Origin of the sequence: Neoroseomonas oryzicola, from assembly GCF_012163135.1 — a bacterium.
GTDB lineage: Bacteria > Pseudomonadota > Alphaproteobacteria > Acetobacterales > Acetobacteraceae > Neoroseomonas > Neoroseomonas oryzicola.
In genome coordinates this window covers 1-23,830 of record NZ_JAAVUP010000022.1, presented here as the reverse complement: position 1 = coordinate 23,830, position 23,830 = coordinate 1, and the positions used below count along the sequence as shown (strand labels likewise).

General features: G+C 70.4%; 22 protein-coding genes. 9 read left to right on the top strand and 13 right to left on the bottom strand.

Features of this window, described 5'->3' with window-relative positions; all coding sequences use genetic code 11:
• Positions 1-225: 225 nt before the first annotated feature.
• The 10 genes from GWK15_RS24825 to atpH form a co-directional block, all read right to left on the bottom strand.
• On the bottom strand, positions 226-993 hold the full coding sequence (locus GWK15_RS24825) for a helix-turn-helix transcriptional regulator (RefSeq protein WP_168044167.1): 768 nt from the start codon (positions 991-993) through the stop codon (positions 226-228).
• Positions 993-1,661, bottom strand: coding sequence for a leucyl/phenylalanyl-tRNA--protein transferase (gene aat, locus GWK15_RS24820; protein WP_168044165.1), 669 nt, complete (start codon positions 1,659-1,661; stop codon positions 993-995). Before aat ends, GWK15_RS24825 begins: the two co-directional genes overlap by 1 nt.
• 34 nt (positions 1,662-1,695) lie before the next feature.
• Positions 1,696-2,166: an Lrp/AsnC family transcriptional regulator gene (locus GWK15_RS24815; protein WP_168044163.1), complete on the bottom strand. Its 471-nt coding sequence runs from the start codon at positions 2,164-2,166 to the stop codon at positions 1,696-1,698.
• 203 nt (positions 2,167-2,369) lie between these two features.
• Positions 2,370-3,500, bottom strand: coding sequence for a type III PLP-dependent enzyme (locus GWK15_RS24810; RefSeq protein WP_168044161.1), 1,131 nt, complete (start codon positions 3,498-3,500; stop codon positions 2,370-2,372).
• Between the two features lie 485 nt (positions 3,501-3,985).
• The gene (locus tag GWK15_RS24805) at positions 3,986-4,846 is read right to left on the bottom strand and encodes a ferritin-like domain-containing protein (RefSeq protein WP_168044159.1); all 861 of its coding nucleotides are present in this window, start codon (positions 4,844-4,846) and stop codon (positions 3,986-3,988) included.
• Positions 4,847-5,042: 196 nt separating this feature from the next.
• Complete coding sequence (atpC, locus tag GWK15_RS24800; protein ID WP_168044157.1) at positions 5,043-5,456, bottom strand: ATP synthase F1 subunit epsilon; 414 nt, start codon at positions 5,454-5,456, stop codon at positions 5,043-5,045.
• A 155-nt stretch (positions 5,457-5,611) separates the two neighbouring features.
• Complete coding sequence (gene atpD, locus GWK15_RS24795; protein ID WP_168044155.1) at positions 5,612-7,039, bottom strand: F0F1 ATP synthase subunit beta; 1,428 nt, start codon at positions 7,037-7,039, stop codon at positions 5,612-5,614.
• A 75-nt stretch (positions 7,040-7,114) separates the two neighbouring features.
• The gene (locus GWK15_RS24790) at positions 7,115-7,999 is read right to left on the bottom strand and encodes a F0F1 ATP synthase subunit gamma (RefSeq protein WP_168044153.1); all 885 of its coding nucleotides are present in this window, start codon (positions 7,997-7,999) and stop codon (positions 7,115-7,117) included.
• 25 nt (positions 8,000-8,024) lie between these two features.
• On the bottom strand, positions 8,025-9,557 hold the full coding sequence (atpA, locus tag GWK15_RS24785) for a F0F1 ATP synthase subunit alpha (protein ID WP_168044152.1): 1,533 nt from the start codon (positions 9,555-9,557) through the stop codon (positions 8,025-8,027).
• A 2-nt stretch (positions 9,558-9,559) separates the two neighbouring features.
• A complete protein-coding gene (gene atpH, locus GWK15_RS24780) occupies positions 9,560-10,162 on the bottom strand; it encodes an ATP synthase F1 subunit delta (protein ID WP_338147332.1) in 603 nt (200 codons plus the stop codon).
• Between the two features lie 209 nt (positions 10,163-10,371).
• On the opposite strand from atpH, the gene GWK15_RS24775 reads away from it, so the two are divergent.
• On the top strand, positions 10,372-11,073 hold the full coding sequence (locus GWK15_RS24775) for an RraA family protein (RefSeq protein WP_168044149.1): 702 nt from the start codon (positions 10,372-10,374) through the stop codon (positions 11,071-11,073).
• On the opposite strand, the gene GWK15_RS24770 is transcribed toward GWK15_RS24775, so the two are convergent.
• Positions 11,060-11,827, bottom strand: a complete 768-nt coding sequence (locus GWK15_RS24770) for a sulfite exporter TauE/SafE family protein (protein ID WP_168044147.1) — start codon at positions 11,825-11,827, stop codon at positions 11,060-11,062. The genes GWK15_RS24775 and GWK15_RS24770 overlap by 14 nt on opposite strands.
• A gap of 40 nt (positions 11,828-11,867) precedes the next feature.
• Positions 11,868-13,508 (bottom strand): glycosyltransferase family 4 protein, encoded by a 1,641-nt coding sequence (locus GWK15_RS24765; RefSeq protein ID WP_168044145.1) that lies wholly within the window; start codon positions 13,506-13,508, stop codon positions 11,868-11,870.
• Between the two features lie 88 nt (positions 13,509-13,596).
• On the opposite strand from GWK15_RS24765, the gene zapE reads away from it, so the two are divergent.
• Positions 13,597-14,793, top strand: coding sequence for a cell division protein ZapE (gene zapE / locus GWK15_RS24760; RefSeq protein WP_168044143.1), 1,197 nt, complete (start codon positions 13,597-13,599; stop codon positions 14,791-14,793).
• 146 nt (positions 14,794-14,939) lie between these two features.
• Here the strand turns inward: zapE and GWK15_RS24755 are convergent, their stop codons facing one another.
• Positions 14,940-15,293, bottom strand: a complete 354-nt coding sequence (locus GWK15_RS24755; protein ID WP_168044141.1) for a carboxymuconolactone decarboxylase family protein — start codon at positions 15,291-15,293, stop codon at positions 14,940-14,942.
• A 158-nt stretch (positions 15,294-15,451) separates the two neighbouring features.
• Here GWK15_RS24755 and GWK15_RS24750 point away from each other — a divergent pair, with 158 nt between their 5' ends.
• The 7 genes from GWK15_RS24750 (at position 15,452) to GWK15_RS24720 (ending at position 23,700) form a co-directional block, all read left to right on the top strand.
• Positions 15,452-15,883 (top strand): hypothetical protein, encoded by a 432-nt coding sequence (locus GWK15_RS24750; protein ID WP_168044139.1) that lies wholly within the window; start codon positions 15,452-15,454, stop codon positions 15,881-15,883.
• Between the two features lie 118 nt (positions 15,884-16,001).
• Positions 16,002-16,955 (top strand): malate dehydrogenase, encoded by a 954-nt coding sequence (gene mdh, locus GWK15_RS24745; protein ID WP_168044137.1) that lies wholly within the window; start codon positions 16,002-16,004, stop codon positions 16,953-16,955.
• A gap of 61 nt (positions 16,956-17,016) precedes the next feature.
• Positions 17,017-18,210: an ADP-forming succinate--CoA ligase subunit beta gene (sucC, locus tag GWK15_RS24740; protein ID WP_168044135.1), complete on the top strand. Its 1,194-nt coding sequence runs from the start codon at positions 17,017-17,019 to the stop codon at positions 18,208-18,210.
• Positions 18,211-18,213: 3 nt separating this feature from the next.
• On the top strand, positions 18,214-19,110 hold the full coding sequence (sucD, locus tag GWK15_RS24735) for a succinate--CoA ligase subunit alpha (RefSeq protein ID WP_168044133.1): 897 nt from the start codon (positions 18,214-18,216) through the stop codon (positions 19,108-19,110).
• Positions 19,111-19,269: 159 nt separating this feature from the next.
• The gene (locus GWK15_RS24730; protein ID WP_168044131.1) at positions 19,270-22,146 is read left to right on the top strand and encodes a 2-oxoglutarate dehydrogenase E1 component; all 2,877 of its coding nucleotides are present in this window, start codon (positions 19,270-19,272) and stop codon (positions 22,144-22,146) included.
• 31 nt (positions 22,147-22,177) lie between these two features.
• Positions 22,178-23,407: a 2-oxoglutarate dehydrogenase complex dihydrolipoyllysine-residue succinyltransferase gene (odhB, locus tag GWK15_RS24725; protein ID WP_168044129.1), complete on the top strand. Its 1,230-nt coding sequence runs from the start codon at positions 22,178-22,180 to the stop codon at positions 23,405-23,407.
• Positions 23,408-23,508: 101 nt separating this feature from the next.
• Positions 23,509-23,700 carry a hypothetical protein gene (locus GWK15_RS24720; RefSeq protein WP_168044127.1) on the top strand — a complete coding sequence of 64 codons (192 nt, stop codon included), beginning with the start codon at positions 23,509-23,511 and terminating at the stop codon, positions 23,698-23,700.
• Positions 23,701-23,830 lie beyond the last annotated feature (130 nt).

The following is a 23,830-nucleotide window of genomic DNA, read 5'->3' as shown; positions in this document are numbered from 1 at the left end:
GCCGGATACACACCCGCTACGACAAGCTCGCCGCCAATTTCGCCTCGGCCGTCGCCATCGCCGCCATCCTCATCGGATGGACCTGATTGAGTCTGGAGCCTAGGGCGTTTTCCGCCCTGTCGGGATCGGCGCCGGCCCACACCCCCACCCGGCTACCCATCCAGGATACTGCCGTTGGGTGGCCGGGTGGGGGTGTGGGCCGGCGCCGTCTGATCTGAAACGGCTCTACCGGATCTGCAGCGAGGACGGCGCGAGGCCGAACATGCGGCGGAAGGTCCGGCTGAGATGGGCCGAATCGGCGAAGCCCGCGGCATGCGCCGCCTCCGTCAGGCTGCCGCCGGCGGCGAAGACTGCCACCGCGCGTTCCAGGCGCAGCCACAGCACATAGCCGCTGTAGTGCAGCCCGGTCTCGGCGATGAAGAGATGTCGCAGGCGGCCCGGCGAGAGGCGGACCTCCGCCGCGGCCTCCGTCAGGGTGGGCGGCGCCTCGGCGCGGGTGGCCAGCATCCGGATCACGCGCCGCACGCGCGGATCGGGCTCGAGACGCCGCGTCGTGGCGTCCGCGCCGGCCAGCAGGTCGATCGCCTGGCGCGCGAGGCGCCCCATGGCGTCCCTGTCGCCGGCGCTGAAGGCCGCGCGCAGGCCGGCCGGCAGGTCCGCCAGATGGGCCGGATCCAGCGGCGTGACGACGCCGGGACCGCCATGGCGCTGCAGGATGGCGCGGCCGATGACGGATTCGGGCTCGACGAAGATCATCGCGACCGTCGCGCCCTCGGCCGCGAAGGCATGGGCGCGGTCGGGGGCGACGATCGCGGCCGCCAGGTCCAGCCCGGCATCGGCGGATGCCGCATCCCAGAGGCGCGCGCGGCCTTCGAGCGCGAGGCTGACCTGGATCGCGTGATGTTCGTGCGGCGTCGTCGTGGCCTCGCTGCGGCCGATCCAGAGGCTGCCGCCCTGCCACAGCATGATGTAGCCCTGGGAGCGGCCGGGCATCAGCCCTCCGCGCCGCGCAGCGCGCGGATCTCGGCCGCGACCTCCTCCCGCGTGAGGTCCGTCCGCCAGGTCGCCTCGACCGACAGCGCCGCGGCCAGGCGCAGCTTGTAGTCGGTCTTGGGGATCTCGACCGCGCCGAAGCGCGCGAGATGCGCGGTGAGGAACTGCGTGTCGAGCAGCACGTAGCCGCCGAGGCGCAGCCGCGCGACGAGATGCACCAGGGCCACTTTCGAGGCGTCGGTGACGCGGGAGAACATGCTCTCCCCGAAGAAGGCCCCGCCGAGCGAGACGCCATAGAGGCCGCCGACCAGGCGGCCCTCGGCGCTCACCTCGACCGAATGGGCGGCGCCGCGGGCATGGAGGTCGAGGAAAAGGCGCTCGATCTCCTCGTTGATCCAGGTATCGGTGCGTCCCGGGGCGGGTTCGGCGCAGCCGCGGATGACGCCGGGAAAGTCCTGGTCGACGGTCACGGCGAAGCGGTCGGACAGCGCGGTGCGCCGCAGGCGCCGGGAGAGGTGGAAGCCGCCGTCGAGCGGCAGCACGCCCCGCAGCGCCGGGTCGAGCCAATAGAGACGGTCGGAGCGGCGGCTCTCGGCCATCGGGAAGACCCCCGCCGCATAGGCGCGGAGCAGGAGGTCGGGCGTCACCTCGAGGGTGCGGCGGCTCATGGCGAGGCAGCCTGCACCAGCCGCCCGCGCCGCGTCACGCTTCCTCGTCGTCCGGCGGGGCGACGGGGAGGATCGCGGTCTCCTTGACCGTCGAGAGGGCGAGCACCGTCTCGGTCCGTTCGACGCCCGCCTTGCGGCGGAGCTCGCCCGCGACGAAGGCCTCGAGTTCGGGCAGGCCGGCGACGCGGAGCTTCAGCATGTAGGACCAGGGCCCGCTGACGGCGTGGCATTCCAGCACGTGTTCGAAGGGCGCGAGGCTGTCGCGGAACTTGGCGTCGCTGGCGCCGGGGCGAAGGGTCACGAACACCCAGGCGAGCAGCGGGCAGCCGACCGCGGCCGGATCGAGATCCGCGCGCCAGCCGCGGATCGTGCCGCGTTCCTCGAGCCGCTTGACCCGTTCCGCGGTGGCGGAAACGGACAGGCCCGCCACCTTGGCGAGCTCCGCGAGGCCTGAGGCCCCGTCATGTTGCAGCGCGACCAGGATGTTCCGGTCAATGCTGTCCATCGCCGCATCCTATCCGGCGTGACGCACAAATGGAACGTGAAATCGGGCGCCGCCCTGCGGGCCACCAATCGGCCCGAGGCAACAGCCTCGGGCCGGGAGCGCAAGACGCGACCGCGCCCAGACCATCCGCCGCCGTCAGCACGCCCGTACACGGCGCGAAGGCAAGCGGCCCGGACGGGCCGCGCCCGCCGCCTGAGGGCAGACTAGATGTAGTGTTCCGCGAGCGGCCGGAAGCCGTTGAAGGACTGCGAGGCGTAGGAGGTGACATAGGCGCCGGTCGACAGCAGCTCGACCCGGTCGCCGTCGGTCAGCGCCATCGGCAGGCGGTAGTTCGACTTCTCGTACAGCGTGTCGGTGCTGTCGCAGGTCGGGCCGGCGATGGTCACCGGGCCGTCCGCGGTGCCGTCATGCGGGGTGCGGAAGGCGTATTTGATCGCCTCGCCCTCGGTCTCGGCCAGGCCGCCGAAGCGCCCGATGTCGAGGTAGACCCAGCGCACCGGATCGTCCTTGCCCTTGCGGGAGACGAGCACGACCTCGGCTGAGACGACGCCGGCGTCGCCGACCATGAAGCGGCCGGGCTCGACCAGCATTTCCGGCAGGTCGTTGCCGAAATGCTGGGTCATGGCGCCCATGATGGCGTTGCCGAAATCGTCGATGCCCGGCACCTCGGCGCGGTAGCGCACCGGGTAGCCGCCACCGAGGTTCACCATGCGCAGCTTCACCCCGGCCTCCTTGAGGTCGGTGAAGAGCATGGCGACGCGGGCGATCGCCCCTTCATAGGCCGCCGTGCTGGTCTGCTGGCTGCCGACATGGAAGGAGATGCCGTAGGGGTCGAGGCCGAGCGTGCGGGCCTGCACCATCAGGTCGCGCGCCATGTCGAGCTCGCAGCCGAACTTGCGGCTGAGCGGCCATTCGGCGCCCTTGTTCTCGACCAGGATGCGGCAATAGACGCGCGCGCCGGGGGCGTTCTTCGCGATCTTCAGCAGTTCGGGCTCGCTGTCGAAGGCGAAGAGCGTCACGCCCGCTTCGTGCGCGGCCTTGATGGCCGACGCCTTCTTGATGGTGTTGCCGTAGGAGATCGCCTCCGGCCGCGCGCCGGCGGCCAGGCAGGACTGGATCTCCTCCCAGGAGGCGGCGTCGAAGGAGGAGCCGAGGCCCGTCAGGCGCTCGAGGATCGGCGCGGCCGGGTTGGCCTTCACGGCGTAGTAGACGCGCGCGAGCGGCAGCGCGGCCTTCAGCCGGCGGTAGTTTGCCTCCACCCGGTCCACGTCGAGGACGAGACAGGGCGTGGCAGGCGCGTGGTCGCGCAGGAACTGGGCGATCTTCGGGGTCATCGCCGCACCTCTTTCCAGGCTCCGGAGGGCCGCCTTTCAAGGCGACGGCCCCAGGTTGACGAAACGGTCGAACGAACCAGCGACCAAAGTGGGCCGCCCGGGATCCCGGACGGGGTTGCCAGAACGCTTGACGTCGTTGCGTAAACCCTTTGGCCGGGACGGCCGGGGGCCAGAGGCACGTGCGTACTGCGTCTGAGCGGCGCTATACGCCCGCGTCCCCCAGGCGCAAAGGGGAAAATGCGCCGGGGCCGAAGATTTTTCTCAACCCGGCCGGATTACCCGGAAATGGGCCCGGAGGGCCAGGAGGTCTCGGGTGTTTCGACCCGCAGGCCCGGCGAATCGCAGGAAGCTTGCCGGTTCGGGCCGGGCCCCGCCGAGCCGGCGGCGCCGTGCTCGCATGAAACCGGGCAGTTGTGTCCTGGTATCCAGAGGCCCTTCGGCCTCTGGCGGGGAGGTCCGGAGGGGCGGCGCCCCTCCGGGCGCGCTCAGGCCGCCCGGGACTGCCCGTTCGCGTTCTCGTTCGCCGCCTTCCGCAGGGCCTGCTGGTAGCGGTCACGCCGCCAGCACAGCAGCCGCCACGCGCCCTTGGCCGCGATGTCCGACATGCGCCCGCGGGGCTCGAGGCCGATCGTCTTGAAGATCATGCCCATGCCGCGCTCGATGTGGCGGAAGCGGTAGAAGCCCATGGCCCGGCCCATGTAGCCGCTGATGCAGCGATCATGGTCGTAGGGCATGCCCTCGGCCTCATTGCCGCAATGGAAGGCGTAGGCGAGCTCGTCGTCCTCGCTTTCCCCGATGCGGCCGAGGGCGACGCGCAGGCGCTTCGCGAAGGACAGCTTCTCGCGCGCCAGGTAGCGCTTCATGTGGTCGTAGAAGAGCTTGAAGTGCCGATACTCGTCCGCCGCGATCAGGCGGCAGACCTGCTTGAGCACTGGTTCCTCGGTCGAGTCGCCGAGGGCGGAGTAGTAGGAGGAGGTCCCGGTCTCGACCATGCAGCGGGCGATCAGCTCGCCGGTGCGCGAGCCGCGGATCGAGGCTTCCGCGTCGAGCTGGATCTTGTAGCCGGCGCGGTAGCGGGCGAAGGCTTCCTGGAAGTTCCAGGTCGGATCCGCGATCTCGCCCCAGCGGCCGAGCGCGTCGCCGTGCTGCGTCTCCTCCACGCCCCAATGTTCCGCCGCCGCCTGGAAGTCCGGATCGTCGGCGAAGACGCGGGTGAGGTAGGTGACGTAGTCGGCCGCGTTCCGCTCGACCATGGCCGCGGCCTTCACCAGCGGCACGATCTCGGGGTCCACCTTGGAGGGGTCGAAGCGGTCCCAGCCGATCTCGTCGATGTGCCAGTGCTTCATGCCAACCCCTTGCTTGCGGGCGTGAGCCCGGACGACGCGCGACGGCCTGCCATTTTCGCCCCGCGCGTGGTGGTTTCAAGGCGGCCGACGCGTGCGGAGGCGGATCGTATGAAAGGTGTGTGAAACAGGACGCGCGCCGCAGGGAGCGGCGCGCGCATCAGGAAGACGTGATCGAGCGGCCTGAGGGCCGCCTGGCTCAGGCCGCCTCGGCGGCGGCGAGCATCGCGCGGGCCGAGAGCAGGCGCGCCATGGCGGCGTCGCGCTTCTCGGGCGTCGCCTCGGCGGCGGCCTCGTCATAGGCCTTCTCGCATTCGGCGATGCGGCGCTCGGCATCGGCCTTGGAGAGCTGGGCGACCGGCGTCGCCTCGTCGGCGAGGATGGTCACGCGGGACGGCGTCACCTCGGCGAAGCCGCCGGCGACGAAGAGCCGCTCGGAGACCTGGCCGGCCTCGGTCACGGTGATGACGCCACCGCGCAACGCGACGATCATCGGCGAGTGGCCGGGCAGCACGCCCATCTCGCCTTCCGCGGCGGGGATCACCGCCATCTCCACGGGCCGGGAGAGCAGCAGCTTCTCGGGGGAGACGAATTCGAGCTGGAACGTGGACATCGCAACGCCCTTCCAAAGTCTGGCGCGACCGGCGGACCCGGCAACGGCCGGGTCCGAGGCCGCGAATGCGGCCCGCGGCTAGTGCCGCGAAAGCCAAGCGCGCGGAGGCGCGCGCCCGGCGTCTGAGGGCACCGAAAGGTGCGGAAGCCCGCCGCTTACGCGGCAGCCTTCAGCCCTTCGGCCTTCTTCACGGCCTCTTCGATCGTGCCGACCATGTAGAAGGCGGCTTCCGGCAGGTGGTCGTACTCGCCGGCCACGATGCCCGCGAAGGAGCGGATCGTGTCTTCCAGCTTGCAGAACACGCCCGGCGTGCCGGTGAAGACTTCCGCGACGTGGAAGGGCTGGGAGAGGAAGCGCTGGATCTTGCGCGCGCGCGCCACGATCAGCTTGTCCTCTTCCGACAGCTCGTCCATGCCGAGAATGGCGATGATGTCCTGCAGCGACTTGTAGGTCTGCAGGACGCGCTGCACTTCACGCGCCGTCTTGTAGTGCTCCTCGCCCACGATGCGCGGGTCGAGCGCACGCGAGGTGGAGTCCAGCGGGTCGACGGCCGGGAAGATGCCGAGCTCGGCGATCGAGCGGTTGAGCACCGTCGTGGCGTCGAGGTGGGCGAAGGAGGTCGCCGGCGCCGGGTCGGTCAGGTCGTCCGCAGGCACGTAGATGGCCTGCACCGAGGTGATCGAGCCCTTCTTCGTCGAGGTGATGCGCTCCTGCAGCGCGCCCATGTCGGTGGCCAGCGTCGGCTGGTAGCCCACCGCGGAGGGGATGCGGCCGAGCAGCGCCGACACCTCGGCGCCCGCCTGCGTGAAGCGGAAGATGTTGTCGATGAAGAAGAGCACGTCCTGGCCCTGCTCATCGCGGAAGTATTCCGCCATGGACAGGCCCGAGAGCGCGACGCGGGCGCGGGCACCCGGCGGCTCGTTCATCTGGCCGTACACCAGGGCCACCTTGGACCCTTCGGTGTTGCCCTCGTTCAGCTTGATGACGCCGGCATCGACCATCTCGTGATAGAGGTCATTGCCCTCGCGCGTGCGCTCGCCCACGCCGGCGAAGACCGACACGCCGCCGTGGCCCTTGGCGACGTTGTTGATCAGTTCCTGGATGGTGACGGTCTTGCCCACGCCGGCGCCGCCGAACAGGCCGATCTTGCCGCCCTTCAGGTAGGGGGCGAGCAGGTCGATGACCTTGATGCCGGTGACGAGGATCTCGGCCGCGGTGGCCTGTTCCTCGAACGACGGGGCGTCGCGGTGGATGTTGTAGGTCTTGTCGTGCGGAACGGGACCGCGCTCGTCGATCGGCTCGCCGATCACGTTCAGGATGCGGCCCAGCGTGCCCGGACCAACAGGCACCGCGATGCCCGTGCCCGTGTCAACCACTTCCGTGCCGCGGACGAGGCCGTCCGTGGTGTCCATGGCGATGGTGCGCACGGTGCGCTCGCCGAGGTGCTGCGCGACCTCGAGGACGAGGGTGCGGTCCTCGACCTTGGTCTGCAGCGCGTTGAGGATGTTGGGCAGGTCCTGCGGAAACTGCACGTCCACGACGGCGCCCAGCACCTGCGTGACCTTGCCGACGTTGTTCTTCATCGTGCGGATTCCCTTCTCAGCGGCCAGCCGGCCGATTCACGTTGCGCGCCGTCGGCGCCTCACGATCGGACGGCATCAGACGGCCTCGGCACCGGAGATGATCTCGATCAGCTCCTTGGTGATGTTGGCCTGGCGTGTGCGGTTGTAGTTGATGGTGAGCTTATTAATCATCTCGCCCGCATTGCGCGTGGCGTTGTCCATCGCGGTCATCTGACTGCCGTAGAAGCCGGCGGTGGTCTCCAGGATGGCGCGATAGACCTGCACGGCGAGGTTCTGCGGCAGCAGCGCGGCGAGGATCTCGTCCTCGGTCGGCTCGTACTCGTACAGCGCCTGCGGGCCGATGGCCTCGGCGGCCTCCTGCTCGGGCACGGCGCCGGGGATGAGCTGCTGCTCGGAGGGCGTCTGCGTGATGACGTTCTTGAAGCGGTTGTAGATCAGCGAGCAGACGTCGAACTCGTTGGCGTCGAGCATCCGGGTGATCGTCGCCGCGATCTCGGCCGCGTCGTCGAAGCCCACCACCTTCTTGTTGGCGAAGGAGATCTCGCCCACGAAGCGGGATCCGAACTCGCGCTTCAGATAGGTCGTCGCCTTGCGGCCGACGCCCAGGATCTTCACGGTCTTGCCGTGGCTTTCCAGCTCACGGACGCGGTTGCGCGCGAAGCGGCCGACATTGGTGTTGAAGGCGCCCGCGAGGCCGCGATCGCCGCTCACCACCACCAGCAGGTGCACCGCGTCGCCGCCGGTGCCCACCAACAGCTTCGGCGCATCGGGCTGCCCCGCCACCGCCGCGCCGAGGGAAGCGAGCATGCGCTCCATCCGCTCGGCATAGGGGCGGGCGGCCTCGGCGCGCTGCTGCGCGCGCCGCAGCTTCGCCGCCGCCACCATCTTCATCGCCTGCGTGATCTTGCGCGTGGACTTCACGCTGTTGATCCGCAGGCGGAGGGCCTTCAGGCTCGCCATGGATGGCTCTCCGCCCCCTGTTCGCTCAGCTGAAGGACTTCGCGAAGGAGTCGAGGAAGGCGACGAGCTTCGTCTCGGTCTCCTTCTTGATCTCCCGGTCGGTGCGGATCGCCTCGACGATCTCCGGCGCGCGCGACTTGATGTCCGCGAGCAGGCGACGCTCGAACTCGCCGACCTGGCCGACTGAGATGCGGTCGAGGTAGCCGCGGGTGCCGGCGAAGATCGAGATCACCTGCTCCTCGACCGGGACCGGCTTGTACTGCGGCTGCTTCAGCAGCTCGGTCAGGCGGGCGCCGCGGGCGAGCAGCGCCTGCGTCGTCGCGTCGAGGTCCGAGGCGAACTGCGCGAAGGCCGCCATTTCGCGGTACTGCGCCAGTTCCAGCTTGATGCGGCCGGCGACCTGCTTCATCGCCTTGATCTGCGCGGCGGAACCGACGCGCGAAACCGAGAGGCCGACGTTCACCGCGGGACGGATGCCCTTATAGAAGAGCTCGGTCTCGAGGAAGATCTGGCCGTCGGTGATGGAGATGACGTTGGTCGGGATGTAGGCCGACACGTCGCCGGCCTGCGTCTCGATGACCGGCAGCGCGGTCAGGGAGCCGGCGCCGAAGTCGTCGTTCATCTTCGCCGCGCGCTCGAGCAGGCGCGAGTGCAGGTAGAAGACGTCGCCCGGGTAGGCTTCGCGGCCCGGCGGACGACGCAGCAGCAGCGACATCTGGCGGTAGGCGACGGCCTGCTTCGACAGGTCGTCGTAGAAGATGACCGCGTGCATGCCGTTGTCGCGGAAGAACTCGCCCATGGCGCAGCCCGAGTAGGGCGCGAGGAACTGCATCGGCGCCGGGTCGGAAGCGGTGGCGGCGACGATGATCGAGTACTCGAGCGCGCCCTGCTCCTCCAGCGTCTTCACCAGCTGGGCGACCGTGGAGCGCTTCTGCCCGACCGCGACGTAGATGCAGTAGAGCTTCTGCTTCTCGTCGCCCGAGGCGTTGATCGGCTTCTGGTTGATGATGGTGTCGAGGATCACCGCCGTCTTGCCGGTCTGGCGGTCGCCGATGATCAGCTCGCGCTGGCCGCGGCCGATCGGGATCAGGCTGTCGATCGCCTTGATGCCCGTCTGCATCGGCTCGTGCACCGACTTGCGGGGAATGATGCCCGGGGCCTTCACCTCGACGCGGGTGCGGGTAACGTCCACCAGCGGGCCCTTGCCGTCGATCGGGTTGCCGAGCGCGTCCACGACGCGGCCGAGCAGGCCCTTGCCGACGGGGACGTCGACGATCGAACCCGTGCGGGAGACGGTGTCGCCCTCGCGGATGTTCTTGTCGTCGCCGAAGATCACGACGCCGACGTTGTCGGCCTCGAGGTTCAGCGCCATGCCGCGCAGGCCGGCGCCGGGGAACTCCACGAGCTCGCCGGCCATCACGTTCTGCAGCCCGTAGACGCGGGCGACGCCGTCACCCACGGTCAGAACGGTGCCGACCTCGGCCACGTTCGCCTCGGCGTCGAACCCGGCGATCTGCTTCTTGAGGATCTCCGAGATTTCGGCGGGACGGATATCCATGGTCAGGCGGCCCCTTTCATCGCGTACTGCAGGCGCTGCAGCTTGGACTTGATGCTGTTGTCATAGAGGCGGGAACCGATCCGGACGATCAGCCCGCCAAGGATGGAAGCGTCGACGCTTTCCGACAGTCGCACGCCCGAATACCCGGCCTCGGTGAGGCGGGCGACGATCTGGGCGCGCTGGGTGTCCGTCAGCGGATGGGCGGTGACCACCTCGGCCGTCTGCTGGCCGCGGCGTTCCGCGAGCAGCGCGCCGAAGGCCTGCGCCACGGCGGGCAGCGCCGACAGGCGACGGTTGGTGATCATGACGCCGACCAGGTTCTTCACCTCCGCGCCGATGCCGACGCGCTCGAGGATGGCGAAGGCGCCCGCGCGCTGCTTGGCGGCGTCGAGGCGGGGGTCGGCGATGAAGTCGCGGAACGGGGCGTCGTCGCGCCACAGGGCGAACAGGGTCTCGAGGTCCTGCGCGATGCGGTCGATCGCGCCGGGCTCGGTGGCCCGCAGGTCGTCGGCGATGCCGAGCAACGCATGGGCATAGCGCTGCGGCGCGCCCGCCAGTTGCGGCGAGGAGGTGGAGGCGGTCTGGATGGTCTCGGCTGCGGCCACGGGCGATCCCGGTCCTGTTCTTGCTGGGTCTGCGACGAACGACGGCAAAGGACATGGCCGCGCGAAGGCATCCTCCGGCGGCGGCGGGCGCTTAACATACGCATTGCCGCACCGCAACCGGACGGCCATCGGTTTTCGCATGCGCGGCACCGATTCCGGCCCCGGCTGGACGCTGCCGGCCGGGCGGGCGAGGCTGATGAAGCCAGGACATGGGAAACCCCGCGATGCTCGACAACCCGCCGCTGCTGACCATCCACCGCGGCCACCGCCGGCCCGACAAGGCGCTGGTCGAGGCCTTCCGCGGGGCCCAGACCTCCCACCTGGTCGATGCCATGGATGGCCGCGGGGCGGTCGACTACCGGATCAAGCCGATGGACCCCGCCAACGCGGCCTTCGCCGGCCCGGCGCTGACCGCCTTCTCCTACCCCGCCGACGTGGTTGGCGTTTACGGCGCGCTCGCCGAGGCCGAGCCCGGCGACGTCGTGGTGGTGGCCAATGACGGCTACACCACCACCGCCGTGGTGGGCGACATCGTCGCGGGGATGATGCGCAACAAGGGCATCGCGGCCTTCGTGACCGACGGCCTCGCCCGCGACCGGGCGGGGATCGTCGCGACGGGCCTGCCGCTCTTCGCCGCCGGGATCGTGCCGACCTCCCCGGCCTCCAACGGGCCGGGCGTGGTGGGCGCGCCGGTCGTGATGGGCGGGCAGCATGTCCGTCCGGGCGACATCGTGGTGGGGGACGAGGACGGGGTGGTGATCGTCCCCCTCGACCGCGCCGCGGCGGTGCTGGAGCGACTCGCGGCCATCCGCGTCGCCGAGGCCAAGGCCATCGCCGCCGTCGAATCGGGCGCGACCGCGACGGACCGGATCCGCGCCATCGTCGCCGGCGCCAAGGTCATCGGCCCGTAAGCGGGTCCCACAGCGGCATGCCGAGCACGGCGGCGGCGAAGATCAGGACATAGGCGGTGCGGCGGAAGGTCGTCTCGCTCGCCATCCCGAACAGCGCCGCCCCGCCCCATAGCCCCGCGCCATAGGCGGGGCCGGCCGCCAGCGCGAGCCAGGCGCTGCCGGCCCCGATCAGCCCCCGCCAGGCGAAGGCCGCGGTCACCGCCACGGTCAGGATGGCGAAATACAGGTTCATGTTGGCGCGCACGTTCAGCGCCGCGCCGCCGCGGCCCAGCCACCAGACCGCCGGCGCCACGCCGCCCAGCATGGCGGTGCCGCTCATCACGCCGCCCACGGCCCCGACGCCCACCGTCAGCGGCACCGATCCCGCCCCGCGATAGCGCCAGCCGGATCCAAGGACGACCAGCGCGCCGAGCACGAGCCCCGTCATCACCCAGCGCAGCGCCACCGGGTCGCTGTGCGCGAGGATCAGCGCGCCGAGCGGCACCGCGAATATGGCGCCGAGGCTCATCACCCCGACGTCCCGCCGCGCCGCGTGCCGCCAGGCCCCCGGCAGGAAGGCGAGGCAGGAGACGCATTCGAGAAGGGCGAGGACCGGCACCGCCGCCCGCGGCCCCACCGCGGCCGAGGCCAGCGGCACGAAGACCAGCGCCGCGCCGAAGCCCGAGAAGCCGCGCGACAGCCCGCCGATCAACGCCGCCGCCGCGACGCCGAGCAGGGCGCCGGTCGCCGGCAGACCGTTCAGGAGTTCCCCCATGGGGTCAGACTCGGCCGGACGCGCCGGCCCGTCCAGGCCCTCAGTCGATCCGGCGGACCAGGTCGTATTTCAGCAGCCAGACTAGGCCGCGCGCCCCGCGTCCGGGCGGTGCGAGCGCGGCGAGTTCGGCCGCCGTCGCCGGGCCCTCGGCGAGCCGGGTCAGCATGGCAACGAGTTGGCGCTCGGTCGGCAGCAGGCTGCCGCGCCCGACCACGCCGGGGACCCGCGCCCGGGCGCGCAACGCGTCGAGCCCCGCGCCGGGCGCGAGGGCGAAGCGCATCTCCCGTGCGATCGCCGTGGTCGGGTAGTCGGCGAAAATGCGCATCGGATCGGGGCGCAGCGGGACCGGCTCGCGGCCCGGCTGCGGCGGGGTGCGCTCGCCGCCGCCGCGCCGCAGCTCGGCGAGCTGGTCGAAGAGGTCGAGGTAGCGCGGGATCACCGCGGCCCAGTCGTAGCGGGCACGGGCATGGGCGGCGGCCGCGGCCCCCATCGCGCGCCGGCGATCCGCATCCTCGACCAGCGTCCGGTAGGCCTCGGCGGCGCGCGGAATGTCCATCGCGACGCCGAGCGAGGCGCCGAGGACGTAGTTGGAATAGGCGTCCATCCCCGCCGCGTAGCGCAGCGCGAGGTCCGCCCCCGGCCCGCCCATCAGCGTCGGGATGCGGAAGCCGTGGACGCCCTCCTCGACCGTGTCGCGGAAGCCGTCCCAGTCGGTGACGACCACGGGCAGGCCCGCCGCCATCGCCTCGACCGGGGCGAGGCCGAAGGTCTCCTGCACGTTGTCGACCGGGAGGGTGAAGAGATCCGCGGCACTCCAGATCTCCCGCCGCGCGCTGGGCTCGGTCGCGTCGACATGGTGGACCGTGACCGAGGGGCAGAGCGCGGCCGCGCCGTCGAGGAAGACGCCGCGCGCCTGCTCGGGTTCGAAATACCCCGCGAGGATCAGGTGCATCCGCCGCGAGGCGCCCTGCGCGGCCCGTTCCAGCGCGAGGTACATCGGCGCCGGCGTGAACTTCGTCACCTGGCTGAGACGCCCGACGACGATCGCCGCGACGTCCTCCGCCCCGATGCCGAGCCGCTCACGCCAGCGCTGCCGTGCCTCGGGCAGCGGCGCGAAGGAAGCGGTGTCGACGCCAAGCGGGATCTCGGCCAGCAGCGGTCCCTCGATGCGACCAGTGCCGAAGCGGTCGCGCAGATAGGCGCCCTGTTCGTCCAGCAGCCGCCGCACCATGCCCAGCGCGGCGCGCGAGGTGCAGACCAGCGCATCCCAGGGCTGAAGCGGTGCGACCAGCAGGTCCCCGATCGCGTCCATCGCACGGTCGGTCGCCGTGGTGTGCGTCACGCCGCAGAGGCTGAAGGCGTCCTGCCGATGCCGCCGGCGCCACCAGGCATAGGTCGACATGGCCGCGCCCGGAACGAAGATCATCCCGGCATCGTCGAAGCCGGCCGGATCCTCGTAGGTGTGGGCGCTGGTTTCGAGCACGGGATCGATCGCCGCCACATGGGCGCGGAAGGCCTCGGCCTGGGCGCGGTCCTGCACCAGCGCGCGCAGCGCCTGCAGGCCGCCATGCCGCACCAGGGCGCGCAGGAATTCCTCGCCGGCGACGCGCCGGCCGATGATCGGCTTCCCGGCGGTGCCGTAGCCGTCGGGATGGTAGTGCAGGGCGGCGACGCGGCGCATGGCCTGCGACGCTGCCGGCGGCACCGGTGCATGTAAAGGCCGGGCGCGGTTGTCCGCCCGGCGGGATCGGGCTATGGCCCGGGCCGTCATGCACGCCCCCGTCAACCGCCCGCCCGGCGATGCCGGGGCGCAGGCGCCGGTCGCCCTCACCTCCGAGGGCCCCCTGCCCGCGCTCCGCGCGCGCATCGCCGCGGGCGCCATCACCGCCGATCCCGCCCAGGAACTCGCCGCCGAGAAGCTGCAGGACCTCTGGCGCCGCACCCGCGGCTACGACCCGAAGGTCGAGCCGCCCGACACCGGCGGCTTCCTCGGCCGCTTCTTCCGCCGCAAGGCGGTGGAGGAGGCGCCCTCCGGCGCGCCGCTCGGCCTGTATCTCGTCGGCGAGGTCGGGCGCGGCAAGTCCATGCTGATGGACCTGTTCTTCGCCAGCGCGGACGTTGCGCGGAAGAAGCGGCTGCACTTCCACCAGTTCATGCAGCAGGCGCACCGGCGCATCCATGCCTGGAAGAAGGAACACGGGGACACCGCCGATCCCATTCCGCCGCTGGCGGATTCGATCGTCGCGGAGGCCGCGCTGCTCTGCTTCGACGAATTCCAGGTCCATGACATCGCGGACGCGATGATCCTCGGCCGGCTGTTCGAGGCGCTGTTCGCCCGCGGCGTGGTGATCGTCGCGACGTCCAACACCACCCCCGACGACCTGTTCAAGGGCAAGCCCGGGCGCGACGCCTTCCTGCCCTTCATCGCGCTCATCAAGAAGCGGATCGAGGTGCTCGAGCTCGAATCGGCGCGCGACTATCGCCGCGACCGCATCCGCGGCCTGCCGACCTGGCACGTCCCGCCCGACGGCCGCGCCGAGCGCGCCATGGACGCGGCCTTCGCCGAGCTGACCGGCGACACGCCGGCGAAGCCGACGAAGCTGACGCTGCTCGGCCGGGCAGTGGAGGTGCCGCTCGCCGCGCGCGGCGTCGCGCGCTTCGAGTTCAACGACATCTGCGGCAAGCCACTCGGCCCGGCCGACTACCTCGCGGTCGCGACGCATTTCCACACCGTGGTGCTCGACGGCATCCCGCGCCTCGGCCCAGAGAATTTCGACAAGGCGCGGCGCTTCATCACGCTGATCGATGCGCTCTACGAGCATCGCGTGAAGCTCGTGGCGAGCGCCGAGGAGCATCCCGACCGGCTCTACGAGCGGGGCGAGAACGCCGCGATGTTCGAGCGCACCGCCTCGCGCCTGGTGGAGATGCAGAGCCAGGACTACCTGGCGCTCGCGCATCTTACCTAGATCCTCAAGCGCCGGCGCCGGCGCCGCGCATCCGCGCGGCTTGGCTGCGCGCCGTGGACTGTTGCGCCGGCGGCGGCGGGTGGGCTGGGCGCGGTCGCGCTGTGCGCTCCCGGCCCGATGCAGGGCATCGGGCCGAAGTGTCGGCGCTAGCCGGCCGCCTTCGCCTTGAACTGGTCGTAGGCCTCGACGGCCTGGGCGGCGTACATCACCGACGGGCCGGCGCCCATGTAGATCGCCATGCCCATCGTCTCCATCACCTCATCCCGCGTCGCGCCGAGCTTCACCGCAGCCTCCGCGTGGTAGGCGATGCAGGGCGCGCAGCGCGTGGCGACGGAGATGCCGAGCGCGATCAGCTCCTTCGTCGTGGCATCGAGCGCCTTGGGCTCCAGTGCCGCGCGCGCCACCGCGGAGAAGCCCTTCATCACCTCCGCCGCCCCGCCCCGCAGCTCCTTCAGCGGCCCCGAAAGCCCGGCGGCCAAGGCGGGCCAGTCGTCATGCATGGCGATCTCCTGCGATATTGAATGCACGATCGCGCATATATCACCGCCGCCCGGCGAGTTTTGACGCGGGTCAAGTTTGCAGACCGGGGGTTCCCGACGCGGGAGGAGCCGGGCTAATGTTCCTGAAATATCCCGCAACGATACGAGAGGTTTGGCGCATGCGGTTCCTGGCCATGGCCTTCATCGCCCTTGCCACCGTCGTCACGGCCGCCGCGCCGGCCGACGCCCGGTCGCGCACGCAGCAGCAGGCCCAGGCCCAGCAGACCCGCGCCACCGCGCCCCAGACCGCCCGGGCCAGCGCGGCCCGCCGCACCGACGCCCCGCAGCGCAACGCCCGCGCCACCGACCGGACGCGCCAGGCGAGCGCGGCCACCACCCGCAGCGGCCGCCAGGCGAACCGCACCACCTCCCGCGGCACCCAGGTCGCGGAGTCCTGCCGTGGCCGGAACTGCGGCGCCCGCAGCCGGACCGTCGCCTGGCAGGGCGGGCTCGAGCCGCCGACCCACGCCCAGGCCCAGTCCTGCCCGACCGGCACCATGGCGACCCTGGCGCTCGGCCATAACGACGTGGTGCGCTGCCTGCCGCTCTGACGATCCACGCGAGCCGGCCGGCGCCGCCTCCGGCCCCCCCGGCAGCCTTGCCGCCGCGCGGGCCACGGAGTAGGAAGCGGCGCTTTTCCGCACTGCACCACATCCCCGAGGAAGTCCCATGGCCCGCAAGAAGATTGCGCTGATCGGCGCCGGCAACATCGGCGGCACGCTCGCCCACCTCATCGGGCTCAAGGAGCTCGGCGACGTCGTGATGTTCGACGTCTTCCCGGGCGTGGCCGCGGGCAAGGCGCTCGACATCATGCAGTCCGGCCCGGTGGACGGCTTCGACAGCGCCATGTCGGGCTCGGGCGACTACAGCGCGATCGCGGGTTCGGACGTCGTCATCATCACCGCCGGCTTCCCGCGCATGCCGGGCATGAGCCGCGACGACCTCGTCTCCAAGAACGCCGGCGTCATCGCCCAGGTGGCCGAGGGCGTGAAGACCCACTGCCCGAACGCCTTCGTCATCGTCATCACCAACCCGCTCGACGCCATGGTGTGGGTGTTCCGCGAGAAGTCGGGCCTGCCCGCGAACAAGGTGGTCGGCATGGCCGGCGTGCTGGATTCCAGCCGCTTCCGCCTCTTCCTCGCGCAGGAGTTCAACGTCTCGGTCGAGGACGTGACCGCCTTCGTGCTCGGCGGCCATGGCGACACGATGGTGCCGCTGACCCGCTATTCCACCGTCGCCGGCATCCCGGTGCCGGACCTCGTGAAGATGGGCTGGTCGACGCAGGAGAAGATCGACGCGATCTGCGCCCGCACCGCCAATGGCGGCGGCGAGATCGTGAAGCTGCTCGAGAAGGGCTCCGCCTTCTACGCCCCGGCCGCTTCCGCGATCGCGATGGCCGAGGCGTACCTGAAGGACAAGAAGCGCGTCCTGCCCTGCGCCGCGTGGCTGACCGGCCAGTACGGCATCAAGGACCTCTATGTAGGCGTGCCGGTGGTGATCGGCGCCGGCGGCGTGGAGCGCATCGTCGAGATCGAGCTCAACGCGACCGAGAAGGCGGCCTTCGAGAAGTCCTGCGGCGCGGTCCGCGAACTGATCGACGCTTCCAAGAAGCTGGTGGGCTGACCCACCGGGGCCCGGCGGCGACGCCGGGCCCTTTTCCTGTCAGGCCAAGGGATCTCCGGGCATGAACATCCACGAATACCAGGCGAAGGAGCTGCTGCGCCGCTACGGCGTCGCCGTGCTCGACGGCCATGTCGCCTGGACCGCCGAGGAGGCGGTGGCCGCGGCGAAGCAGCTTCCCGGCCCCGTCTATGTCGTGAAGTCCCAGATCCACGCCGGCGGACGCGGCGCGGGGCGCTTCAAGGAAGACCCGAACGGCAAGGGCGGCGTGCGCGTCGTCAAGTCGATCGACGACGTGAAGGCCGCCGCCGACGCGATGATCGGCAAGACGCTGGTCACCAAGCAGACCGGTGAGCACGGCAAGCTCGTCTCCCGCGTCTATGTCGAGGACGGCTGCGACATCAAGCGCGAGCTCTACCTCGGCCTGCTGATCGACCGCGACACCTCGCGCCTGACCATCATGGCCTCCACCGAAGGCGGCATGGAGATCGAGGAGGTGGCCGAGCACCACCCCGAGAAGATCCTCAAGGTCGCGGTGGACCCGGCCTCGGGCATCTCGGGCTTCCATTGCCGCAAGCTGGCCTTCGGGCTCGGGCTGACGGGCAAGCAGGTCTCCTCCTTCACGAAGTTCGTCACGGCGCTCTTCGGCGCCTTCCTCGAGCTCGACTGCATGATCGTCGAGATCAACCCGCTGGTCGTCACCGGCGCGGGCGAGATCGTGGCGCTTGACGCCAAGGTGTCCTTCGACGACAGCGCGCTGTTCCGCCACAAGGACCTGGAAGAGCTGCGCGACGACAGCGAGATGGACCCCAAGGAGCTCGACGCGGTCAAGAACGACCTGAACTACGTCGCGCTCGACGGCGAGATCGGCTGCATGGTCAACGGCGCCGGCCTCGCCATGGCGACGATGGACATCATCAAGCTGTACGGGTCCTCGCCGGCGAACTTCCTCGATGTCGGCGGCACGGCGAATGCCGCGCGCGTGACCGAGGCGTTCCGCATCATCACCTCCGACCCGAACGTGAAGGCCATCCTGGTCAACATCTTCGGCGGCATCGCCAAGTGCGACATGATCGCCGAGGGCATCGTGGCGGCGAGCAAGAACCTCTCGCTGAAGGTGCCGCTGGTGGTCCGGCTCGAGGGCACGAATGTGGACCTCGGCAAGAAGATCCTGGCCGAGAGCGGCCTTGCCATCATCCCCGCCGACAACCTGGCCGACGCCGCGCAGAAGGTCGTCGCGGCCGTGAAGGGGGCCTGACCCATGGCCGTTCTGGTCGACAAGAACACCCGCGTCATGACCCAGGGCTTCACCGGGGCCCAGGGCACCTTCCACGCCAGCCAGGGCATCGCCTACGGCTCGACCTATGTCGGCGGCACGACGCCCGGCAAGGGCGGCACGATGCACCCGGAACTGAACCTGCCGGTCTTCGACACGGTGGCCGAGTGCGTGGCGAAGACGCAGGCCAATGCGTCGGTGATCTACGTCCCCGCCCCCTTCGCGGCGGATGCGATCCTCGAGGCGATCGACGCCGAGGTGCCGCTGATCATCTGCATCACCGAGGGCATTCCCGTGCTCGACATGGTGAAGGTGAAGCGCGCGCTGTCCGGGTCGAAGTCGATCCTGGTCGGGCCGAACTGCCCGGGCGTGATCACGCCGGAGGCCTGCAAGATCGGCATCATGCCGGGCCACATCCACAAGCGCGGGTCGGTCGGCGTCGTCTCGCGCTCCGGCACCCTGACCTATGAGGCGGTAGCGCAGACCACCGCCGCGGGGCTCGGCCAGTCCACCTGCGTGGGCATCGGCGGCGACCCGGTGAAGGGGATGGACTTCATCGACGTTCTCGAGCTGTTCCTCAAGGACGACGAGACCAAGTCGATCGTCATGATCGGCGAGATCGGCGGCCAGTCCGAGATCCTCGCGGCCGAGTACCTGAAGGCCGAGAATTTCGGCCCGGGCAAGCCGAACAAGCCGGTGGTCGGCTTCATCGCCGGCGCGACCGCCCCCCCAGGCCGCCGCATGGGCCATGCCGGCGCCGTCATCTCGGGCGGCAGGGACACCGCGGCCGCGAAGATGGAAGCCATGGCCGCGGCCGGCATCCATGTCGCGGACAGCCCCTCCTCGCTGGGCTCGACCATGGTGAAGGCGCTCAAGGGCTGACGCGGCCCCGGCAGGGGTGAAATCCCTGCCACAAAGGGGCCATGCGCCCTATGTTAAGCGGCGCCGCCGTACCCTTAAGTCAGGGGCGGCGGCGACCCGCACCTGATACCAACCCGACGTGACACCCGGCGGCGCCGCCCGCCGGCACGGAGAGACCCGATGGCCGGAGTTGACGTCCTCGCAACCGCGATGACTGGCGCGAATGCCGCCTATCTCGCGGACCTCTACGCCCGCTGGGCGGAGAATCCCGCCAGCGTCGATCCCTCCATGGCCGAGCTGTTCGGCGCGCTGAACGACGAGGCGCGCGCGGTGCTGACGGATGCGACCGGCGCCTCCTGGGCCCCGCGCATCCGCGGCGCCTTCGGCCCCGAGCCCGAGAAGCCGGCGCCGGCCAAGGGTGCGAAGGGCGCGCCCGCCGCCGCCGACCCCGAGGCGACGCGCCGCGCGGTGCTCGATTCCATCCGCGCGCTGATGCTGATCCGCTCCTATCGCGTCCGCGGGCATCTGGAAGCGCAGCTCGATCCGCTCGGCCTGACCCAGCCGAAGCCGCACCCGGAGCTCGATCCGAAGACCTACGGCTTCACCGAGGCCGACCTCGACCGCCCGATCTTCCTCGACATGGTGCTCGGGAAGGAGACGGCGACGCTGCGCGAGATCATCGCGATCTGCCGCGCGTCCTATTGCGGGTCGATCGGCGTCGAGTTCATGCACATCCAGGATCCGGAGCAGAAGTCCTGGATCCAGCGCCGCATCGAGGGCGCGCCCTGGCTCGCCGGCTTCGACGCCGCGGCCAAGAAGCAGATCCTGCAGGAACTGACCGAGGCGGAAGGCTTCGAATCCTTCTGCGCGCGCAAGTTCGTCGGCACCAAGCGGTTCGGCCTCGAGGGCGGTGAATCCACCATCCCGGCGCTGGAAGCCGTGATCGAGACCGCGGCCAAGGGCGGCGTGAACGAGATCGCGATCGGCATGGCCCATCGCGGCCGCCTGAACGTGCTCGTGAACGTCGTGAAGAAGCCCTACGTGCAGGTCTTCTCGGAGTTCAAGGGCGTCGGCGCCAACCCTGACGACGTGCAGGGCTCGGGCGACGTGAAGTACCACCTCGGCACCTCGGTCGATATCGAGATCGGCGGCCGCATGGTCCACCTCTCGCTGCAGCCGAACCCCTCGCACCTCGAGGCCGTCGACCCCGTCGTGGTCGGCAAGGTGCGCGCGCGCCAGGACATGGCGGGCGACACCAAGGGCCGCCGGTCGGTCATGGGCATCCTGCTGCATGGCGACGCGGCCTTCGCCGGCCAGGGCGTCGTCTATGAGACGCTGGCGATGAGCCAGCTCATCGGCTACCGCACCGGCGGCACGGTCCACATCGTCACCAACAACCAGATCGGCTTCACCACCGTCGCGGCGCATGCCTATTCGGGCCTGTACTGCACCGACGTCGCGAAGGCGATCCAGGCGCCGATCCTGCACGTGAACGGCGACGACCCGGAGGCGGTGGTCTTCTGCGCCCGCATGGCGGCCGAGTTCCGTATGCAGTTCGGCGCGGACATCGTGCTCGACATCGTCTGCTACCGCCGCCACGGCCACAACGAGAGCGACGAGCCGGCCTTCACCCAGCCGATCATGTACAACCGCATCAAGGAGATGCGGACGACCCGGACGCTCTATGCGGAGCGCCTGGCGCGCGAGGGCTCGCTGGCCGCCGAGGATTCGAAGGCGATGTACGACGCCTTCAACGCGACGCTCGAGGACGCCTTCCAGGCCGCGCAGTCCTTCAAGCCCAACAAGGCCGACTGGCTGGAGGGCCACTGGACGGGCCTGAAGTCCGCGACCGCCGGCGAGGAAGTCGAGAAGCTGCACGACACCGCCGTGCCGCTCGACACGTTGCGCGAGGTGGGTGCGGCGCTCTGCCGCTACCCCGCCGACTTCAACGTCAATTCCAAGATCGCCCGCCAGCTCGAGGCCAAGAAGCAGGCCATCGAGACCGGCGAGGGCCTTGACTGGGCGACCGGCGAGGCGCTCGCCTTCGGCACGCTGCTGCTCGAAGGCCATCGCGTGCGCCTGTCGGGCGAGGACGTGCAGCGCGGCACCTTCTCCCACCGCCACGCCTACCTGATCGACCAGCAGACCCAGGCCGAATACGTGCCCCTGAACAATATCCGCGAGGGCCAGCCTAAGTTCGAGGCGTTCAACTCCCTGCTCGCGGAGTTCGGCGTGCTTGGCTACGACTACGGCTACACGCTCGCGGACCCGCACACGCTGGTGCTGTGGGAAGGCCAGTTCGGCGACTTCGCCAACGGCGCGCAGGTCATCATCGACCAGTTCATCGCCTCGGGCGAGACGAAGTGGCTGCGCATGTCGGGCCTGGTGATGCTGCTGCCGCACGGCTACGAGGGCCAGGGGCCGGAGCATTCCTCCGCGCGGCTCGAGCGCTACCTGCAGCTCTGCGCCGAGCGCAACATGCGCGTCTGCAACTTCACGACGCCGGCCAACTACTTCCACGCGCTGCGCCGCCAGATCAAGGCGAACTACCGCAAGCCGCTGGTGCTGATGACGCCGAAGTCGCTGCTGCGCCACAAGCTCGCGGTCAGCTCGCTGGCCGAATTCGGCCCCGGCAGCGCCTTCCGCTACGTGATCCCCGAGATCGACGCGATCGCGCCCGAGGAGAAGGTGAAGCGCGTCGTGCTCTGCACCGGCAAGGTCTATTACGACCTTCTGCAGGAACGCCGGGACAAGGGCGTCGACGACGTCGCCATCGTGCGCGTCGAACAGATGCATCCTTTCCCGGTCAACAGCCTCACCAAGGCGCTCGCGCCCTACAAGAACGCCGAAGTGGTGTGGTGCCAGGAGGAACCCGAGAACATGGGCGCCTGGACCTTCATGGACCGGCGCATCGAGAAGGTCCTGAAGACCCTCGACATCAAGGCGAAGCGGCCCGACTACGTGGGCCGCGAAGAGGCGGCGAGCCCGGCCACGGGCCTCGCCCGGATCCACCAGCAGCAGCAGGAAGCCCTGGTGCGCGCGGCCCTCGGGCTGTGATCGCGCCCCGGGCAGACAACGGACGGCAGACATGACCGACATCCTGGTTCCCACCCTCGGCGAGAGCGTTTCCTCCGCCACCGTCGCCCGCTGGCTCAAGAAGGCCGGCGAGGCCGTCGCGGCCGACGAGCCGCTGGTGGAGCTCGAGACCGACAAGGTGACGGTGGAGGTCAACGCGCCGTCCGCCGGCGTGCTGGAAGCGATCGCCGCGGCCGAGGGTGCCGAGGTCGCGCCGGGTGCGGTTCTCGGGTCCATCGTCGCCGGCGGCGCCGCTGCCGCCGCGAAGCCGGCCGCCGCGCCGCAACCGGTCGCGCCGACCCCGGCCGTGCCGCATGTCGAGACGCCGCGCGCGGTCTCCGGTCCCGTCGCGGTGCCCGGCACCCACGCCCCGCTGCCCGCCGCGGCCAAGCTGATGGCCGAGACCGGCGCGTCCGCCGCGGCGATAGGCGCCGGCACCGGCAAGGACGGACGCATCACCAAGGGCGACGTGATGGACTTCCTCGCGCGTCCCGCCGCCGCCCCGGCCGCGGCCGCCGCGCCGAAGGCGCCCCGTGCGCTCGAGGCCGGCGAGGAGCGCGTGAAGATGACGCGCCTGCGCATGACCATCGCCCGGCGGCTCAAGGAAGCGCAGAACACCGCCGCGATGCTCACCACCTTCAACGAGGTGGACATGGGTGCCGCGATGGCGCTGCGCGCCGAGTACAAGGAGGTGTTCGAGAAGAAGCACGGCGTGAAGCTCGGCTTCATGTCCTTCTTCGTGAAGGCCTGCGTCGCGGCGCTGAAGGAATTCCCGGCGGTCAACGCCGAGATCGACGGCGACGAGATCGTCTACAAGCACTTCGTGCACATGGGCATCGCCGTCGGCGGCCCGTCCGGCCTGGTCGTGCCGGTGCTGCGCAACGCCGACACGCTGTCCTTCGCCGAGATCGAGAAGTCGATCGGCGCCTTCGGCAAGAAGGCGCGCGATGGTGCGCTGAAGCTCGACGAGCTCGCCGGCGGGTCCTTCACCATCACCAATGGCGGGATCTACGGCTCGCTGATGTCGACCCCGATCCTGAATCCGCCGCAGTCCGGCATCCTGGGCATGCACAAGATCCAGGACCGCCCGATGGCGGTGGGCGGCAAGGTCGAGATCCGGCCGATGATGTACATCGCGCTGTCCTACGACCACCGCATCGTGGACGGGAAGGAAGCGGTCTCCTTCCTCGTCCGCGTGAAGGAGAGCATCGAGGATCCGCGCCGCCTGATGCTCGACATCTAAGGCAACCACCACTGCCCGGGAGCGGCCCCGGCGACGGGGCCGCATGGTCCCCCGTGCGCCGTCGCCGCGGCGGGACCCAATCACCAAGAAGGAGGTGTCACATGCGCAGCCGTGAAGGCCAGTTCTCCGACGCGCGTCCCATCCAGCGCAGCAAGGCCGAGAAGGAACGGCTCCTGCGCGAGCTCCGCGACACGCTCGCGAGCCTCAAGCCGCACGCTTCGGCGTCGATGCGGACCACGCTGCAGGGGCGGATCCGGGAACTCGAGGCGGATCTGGGCGTCGCGAAGAAGTAGTGGTTGGAGGGGCGCCGCCCCTCCAGGCCACCCCGCCGGGGGGCCGAAGGCCCCCCGGACCCCGGTTTTCAAAGGCCTTTCGGCCCTTGGGGGGGGGGGGGGGGGGGGGGGGGGGCCCCCCCCCCCGGGG

Bases quoted from the DNA above. Each gene is read 5' to 3' on its own strand.
- sucD (WP_168044133.1), top strand. From the start codon at position 18,214: ATGGCCGTTCTGGTCGACAAGAACACCCGCGTCATGACCCAGGGCTTC.
- GWK15_RS24815 (WP_168044163.1), bottom strand. From the start codon at position 2,166: ATGGACAGCATTGACCGGAACATCCTGGTCGCGCTGCAACATGACGGG.
- GWK15_RS24825 (WP_168044167.1), bottom strand. From the start codon at position 993: ATGCCCGGCCGCTCCCAGGGCTACATCATGCTGTGGCAGGGCGGCAGC.
- GWK15_RS24790 (WP_168044153.1), bottom strand. From the start codon at position 7,999: ATGGCGAGCCTGAAGGCCCTCCGCCTGCGGATCAACAGCGTGAAGTCC.
- atpA (WP_168044152.1), bottom strand. From the start codon at position 9,557: ATGGATATCCGTCCCGCCGAAATCTCGGAGATCCTCAAGAAGCAGATC.
- atpD (WP_168044155.1), bottom strand. From the start codon at position 7,039: ATGAAGAACAACGTCGGCAAGGTCACGCAGGTGCTGGGCGCCGTCGTG.
- GWK15_RS24755 (WP_168044141.1), bottom strand. From the start codon at position 15,293: ATGCATGACGACTGGCCCGCCTTGGCCGCCGGGCTTTCGGGGCCGCTG.
- GWK15_RS24810 (WP_168044161.1), bottom strand. From the start codon at position 3,500: ATGACCCCGAAGATCGCCCAGTTCCTGCGCGACCACGCGCCTGCCACG.
- GWK15_RS24720 (WP_168044127.1), top strand. From the start codon at position 23,509: ATGCGCAGCCGTGAAGGCCAGTTCTCCGACGCGCGTCCCATCCAGCGC.
- GWK15_RS24750 (WP_168044139.1), top strand. From the start codon at position 15,452: ATGCGGTTCCTGGCCATGGCCTTCATCGCCCTTGCCACCGTCGTCACG.
- aat (WP_168044165.1), bottom strand. From the start codon at position 1,661: ATGAGCCGCCGCACCCTCGAGGTGACGCCCGACCTCCTGCTCCGCGCC.
- GWK15_RS24770 (WP_168044147.1), bottom strand. From the start codon at position 11,827: ATGGGGGAACTCCTGAACGGTCTGCCGGCGACCGGCGCCCTGCTCGGC.
- GWK15_RS24775 (WP_168044149.1), top strand. From the start codon at position 10,372: ATGGGAAACCCCGCGATGCTCGACAACCCGCCGCTGCTGACCATCCAC.
- sucC (WP_168044135.1), top strand. From the start codon at position 17,017: ATGAACATCCACGAATACCAGGCGAAGGAGCTGCTGCGCCGCTACGGC.
- GWK15_RS24805 (WP_168044159.1), bottom strand. From the start codon at position 4,846: ATGAAGCACTGGCACATCGACGAGATCGGCTGGGACCGCTTCGACCCC.
- GWK15_RS24730 (WP_168044131.1), top strand. From the start codon at position 19,270: ATGGCCGGAGTTGACGTCCTCGCAACCGCGATGACTGGCGCGAATGCC.
- mdh (WP_168044137.1), top strand. From the start codon at position 16,002: ATGGCCCGCAAGAAGATTGCGCTGATCGGCGCCGGCAACATCGGCGGC.
- GWK15_RS24765 (WP_168044145.1), bottom strand. From the start codon at position 13,508: ATGCGCCGCGTCGCCGCCCTGCACTACCATCCCGACGGCTACGGCACC.
- zapE (WP_168044143.1), top strand. From the start codon at position 13,597: ATGCACGCCCCCGTCAACCGCCCGCCCGGCGATGCCGGGGCGCAGGCG.
- odhB (WP_168044129.1), top strand. From the start codon at position 22,178: ATGACCGACATCCTGGTTCCCACCCTCGGCGAGAGCGTTTCCTCCGCC.
- atpC (WP_168044157.1), bottom strand. From the start codon at position 5,456: ATGTCCACGTTCCAGCTCGAATTCGTCTCCCCCGAGAAGCTGCTGCTC.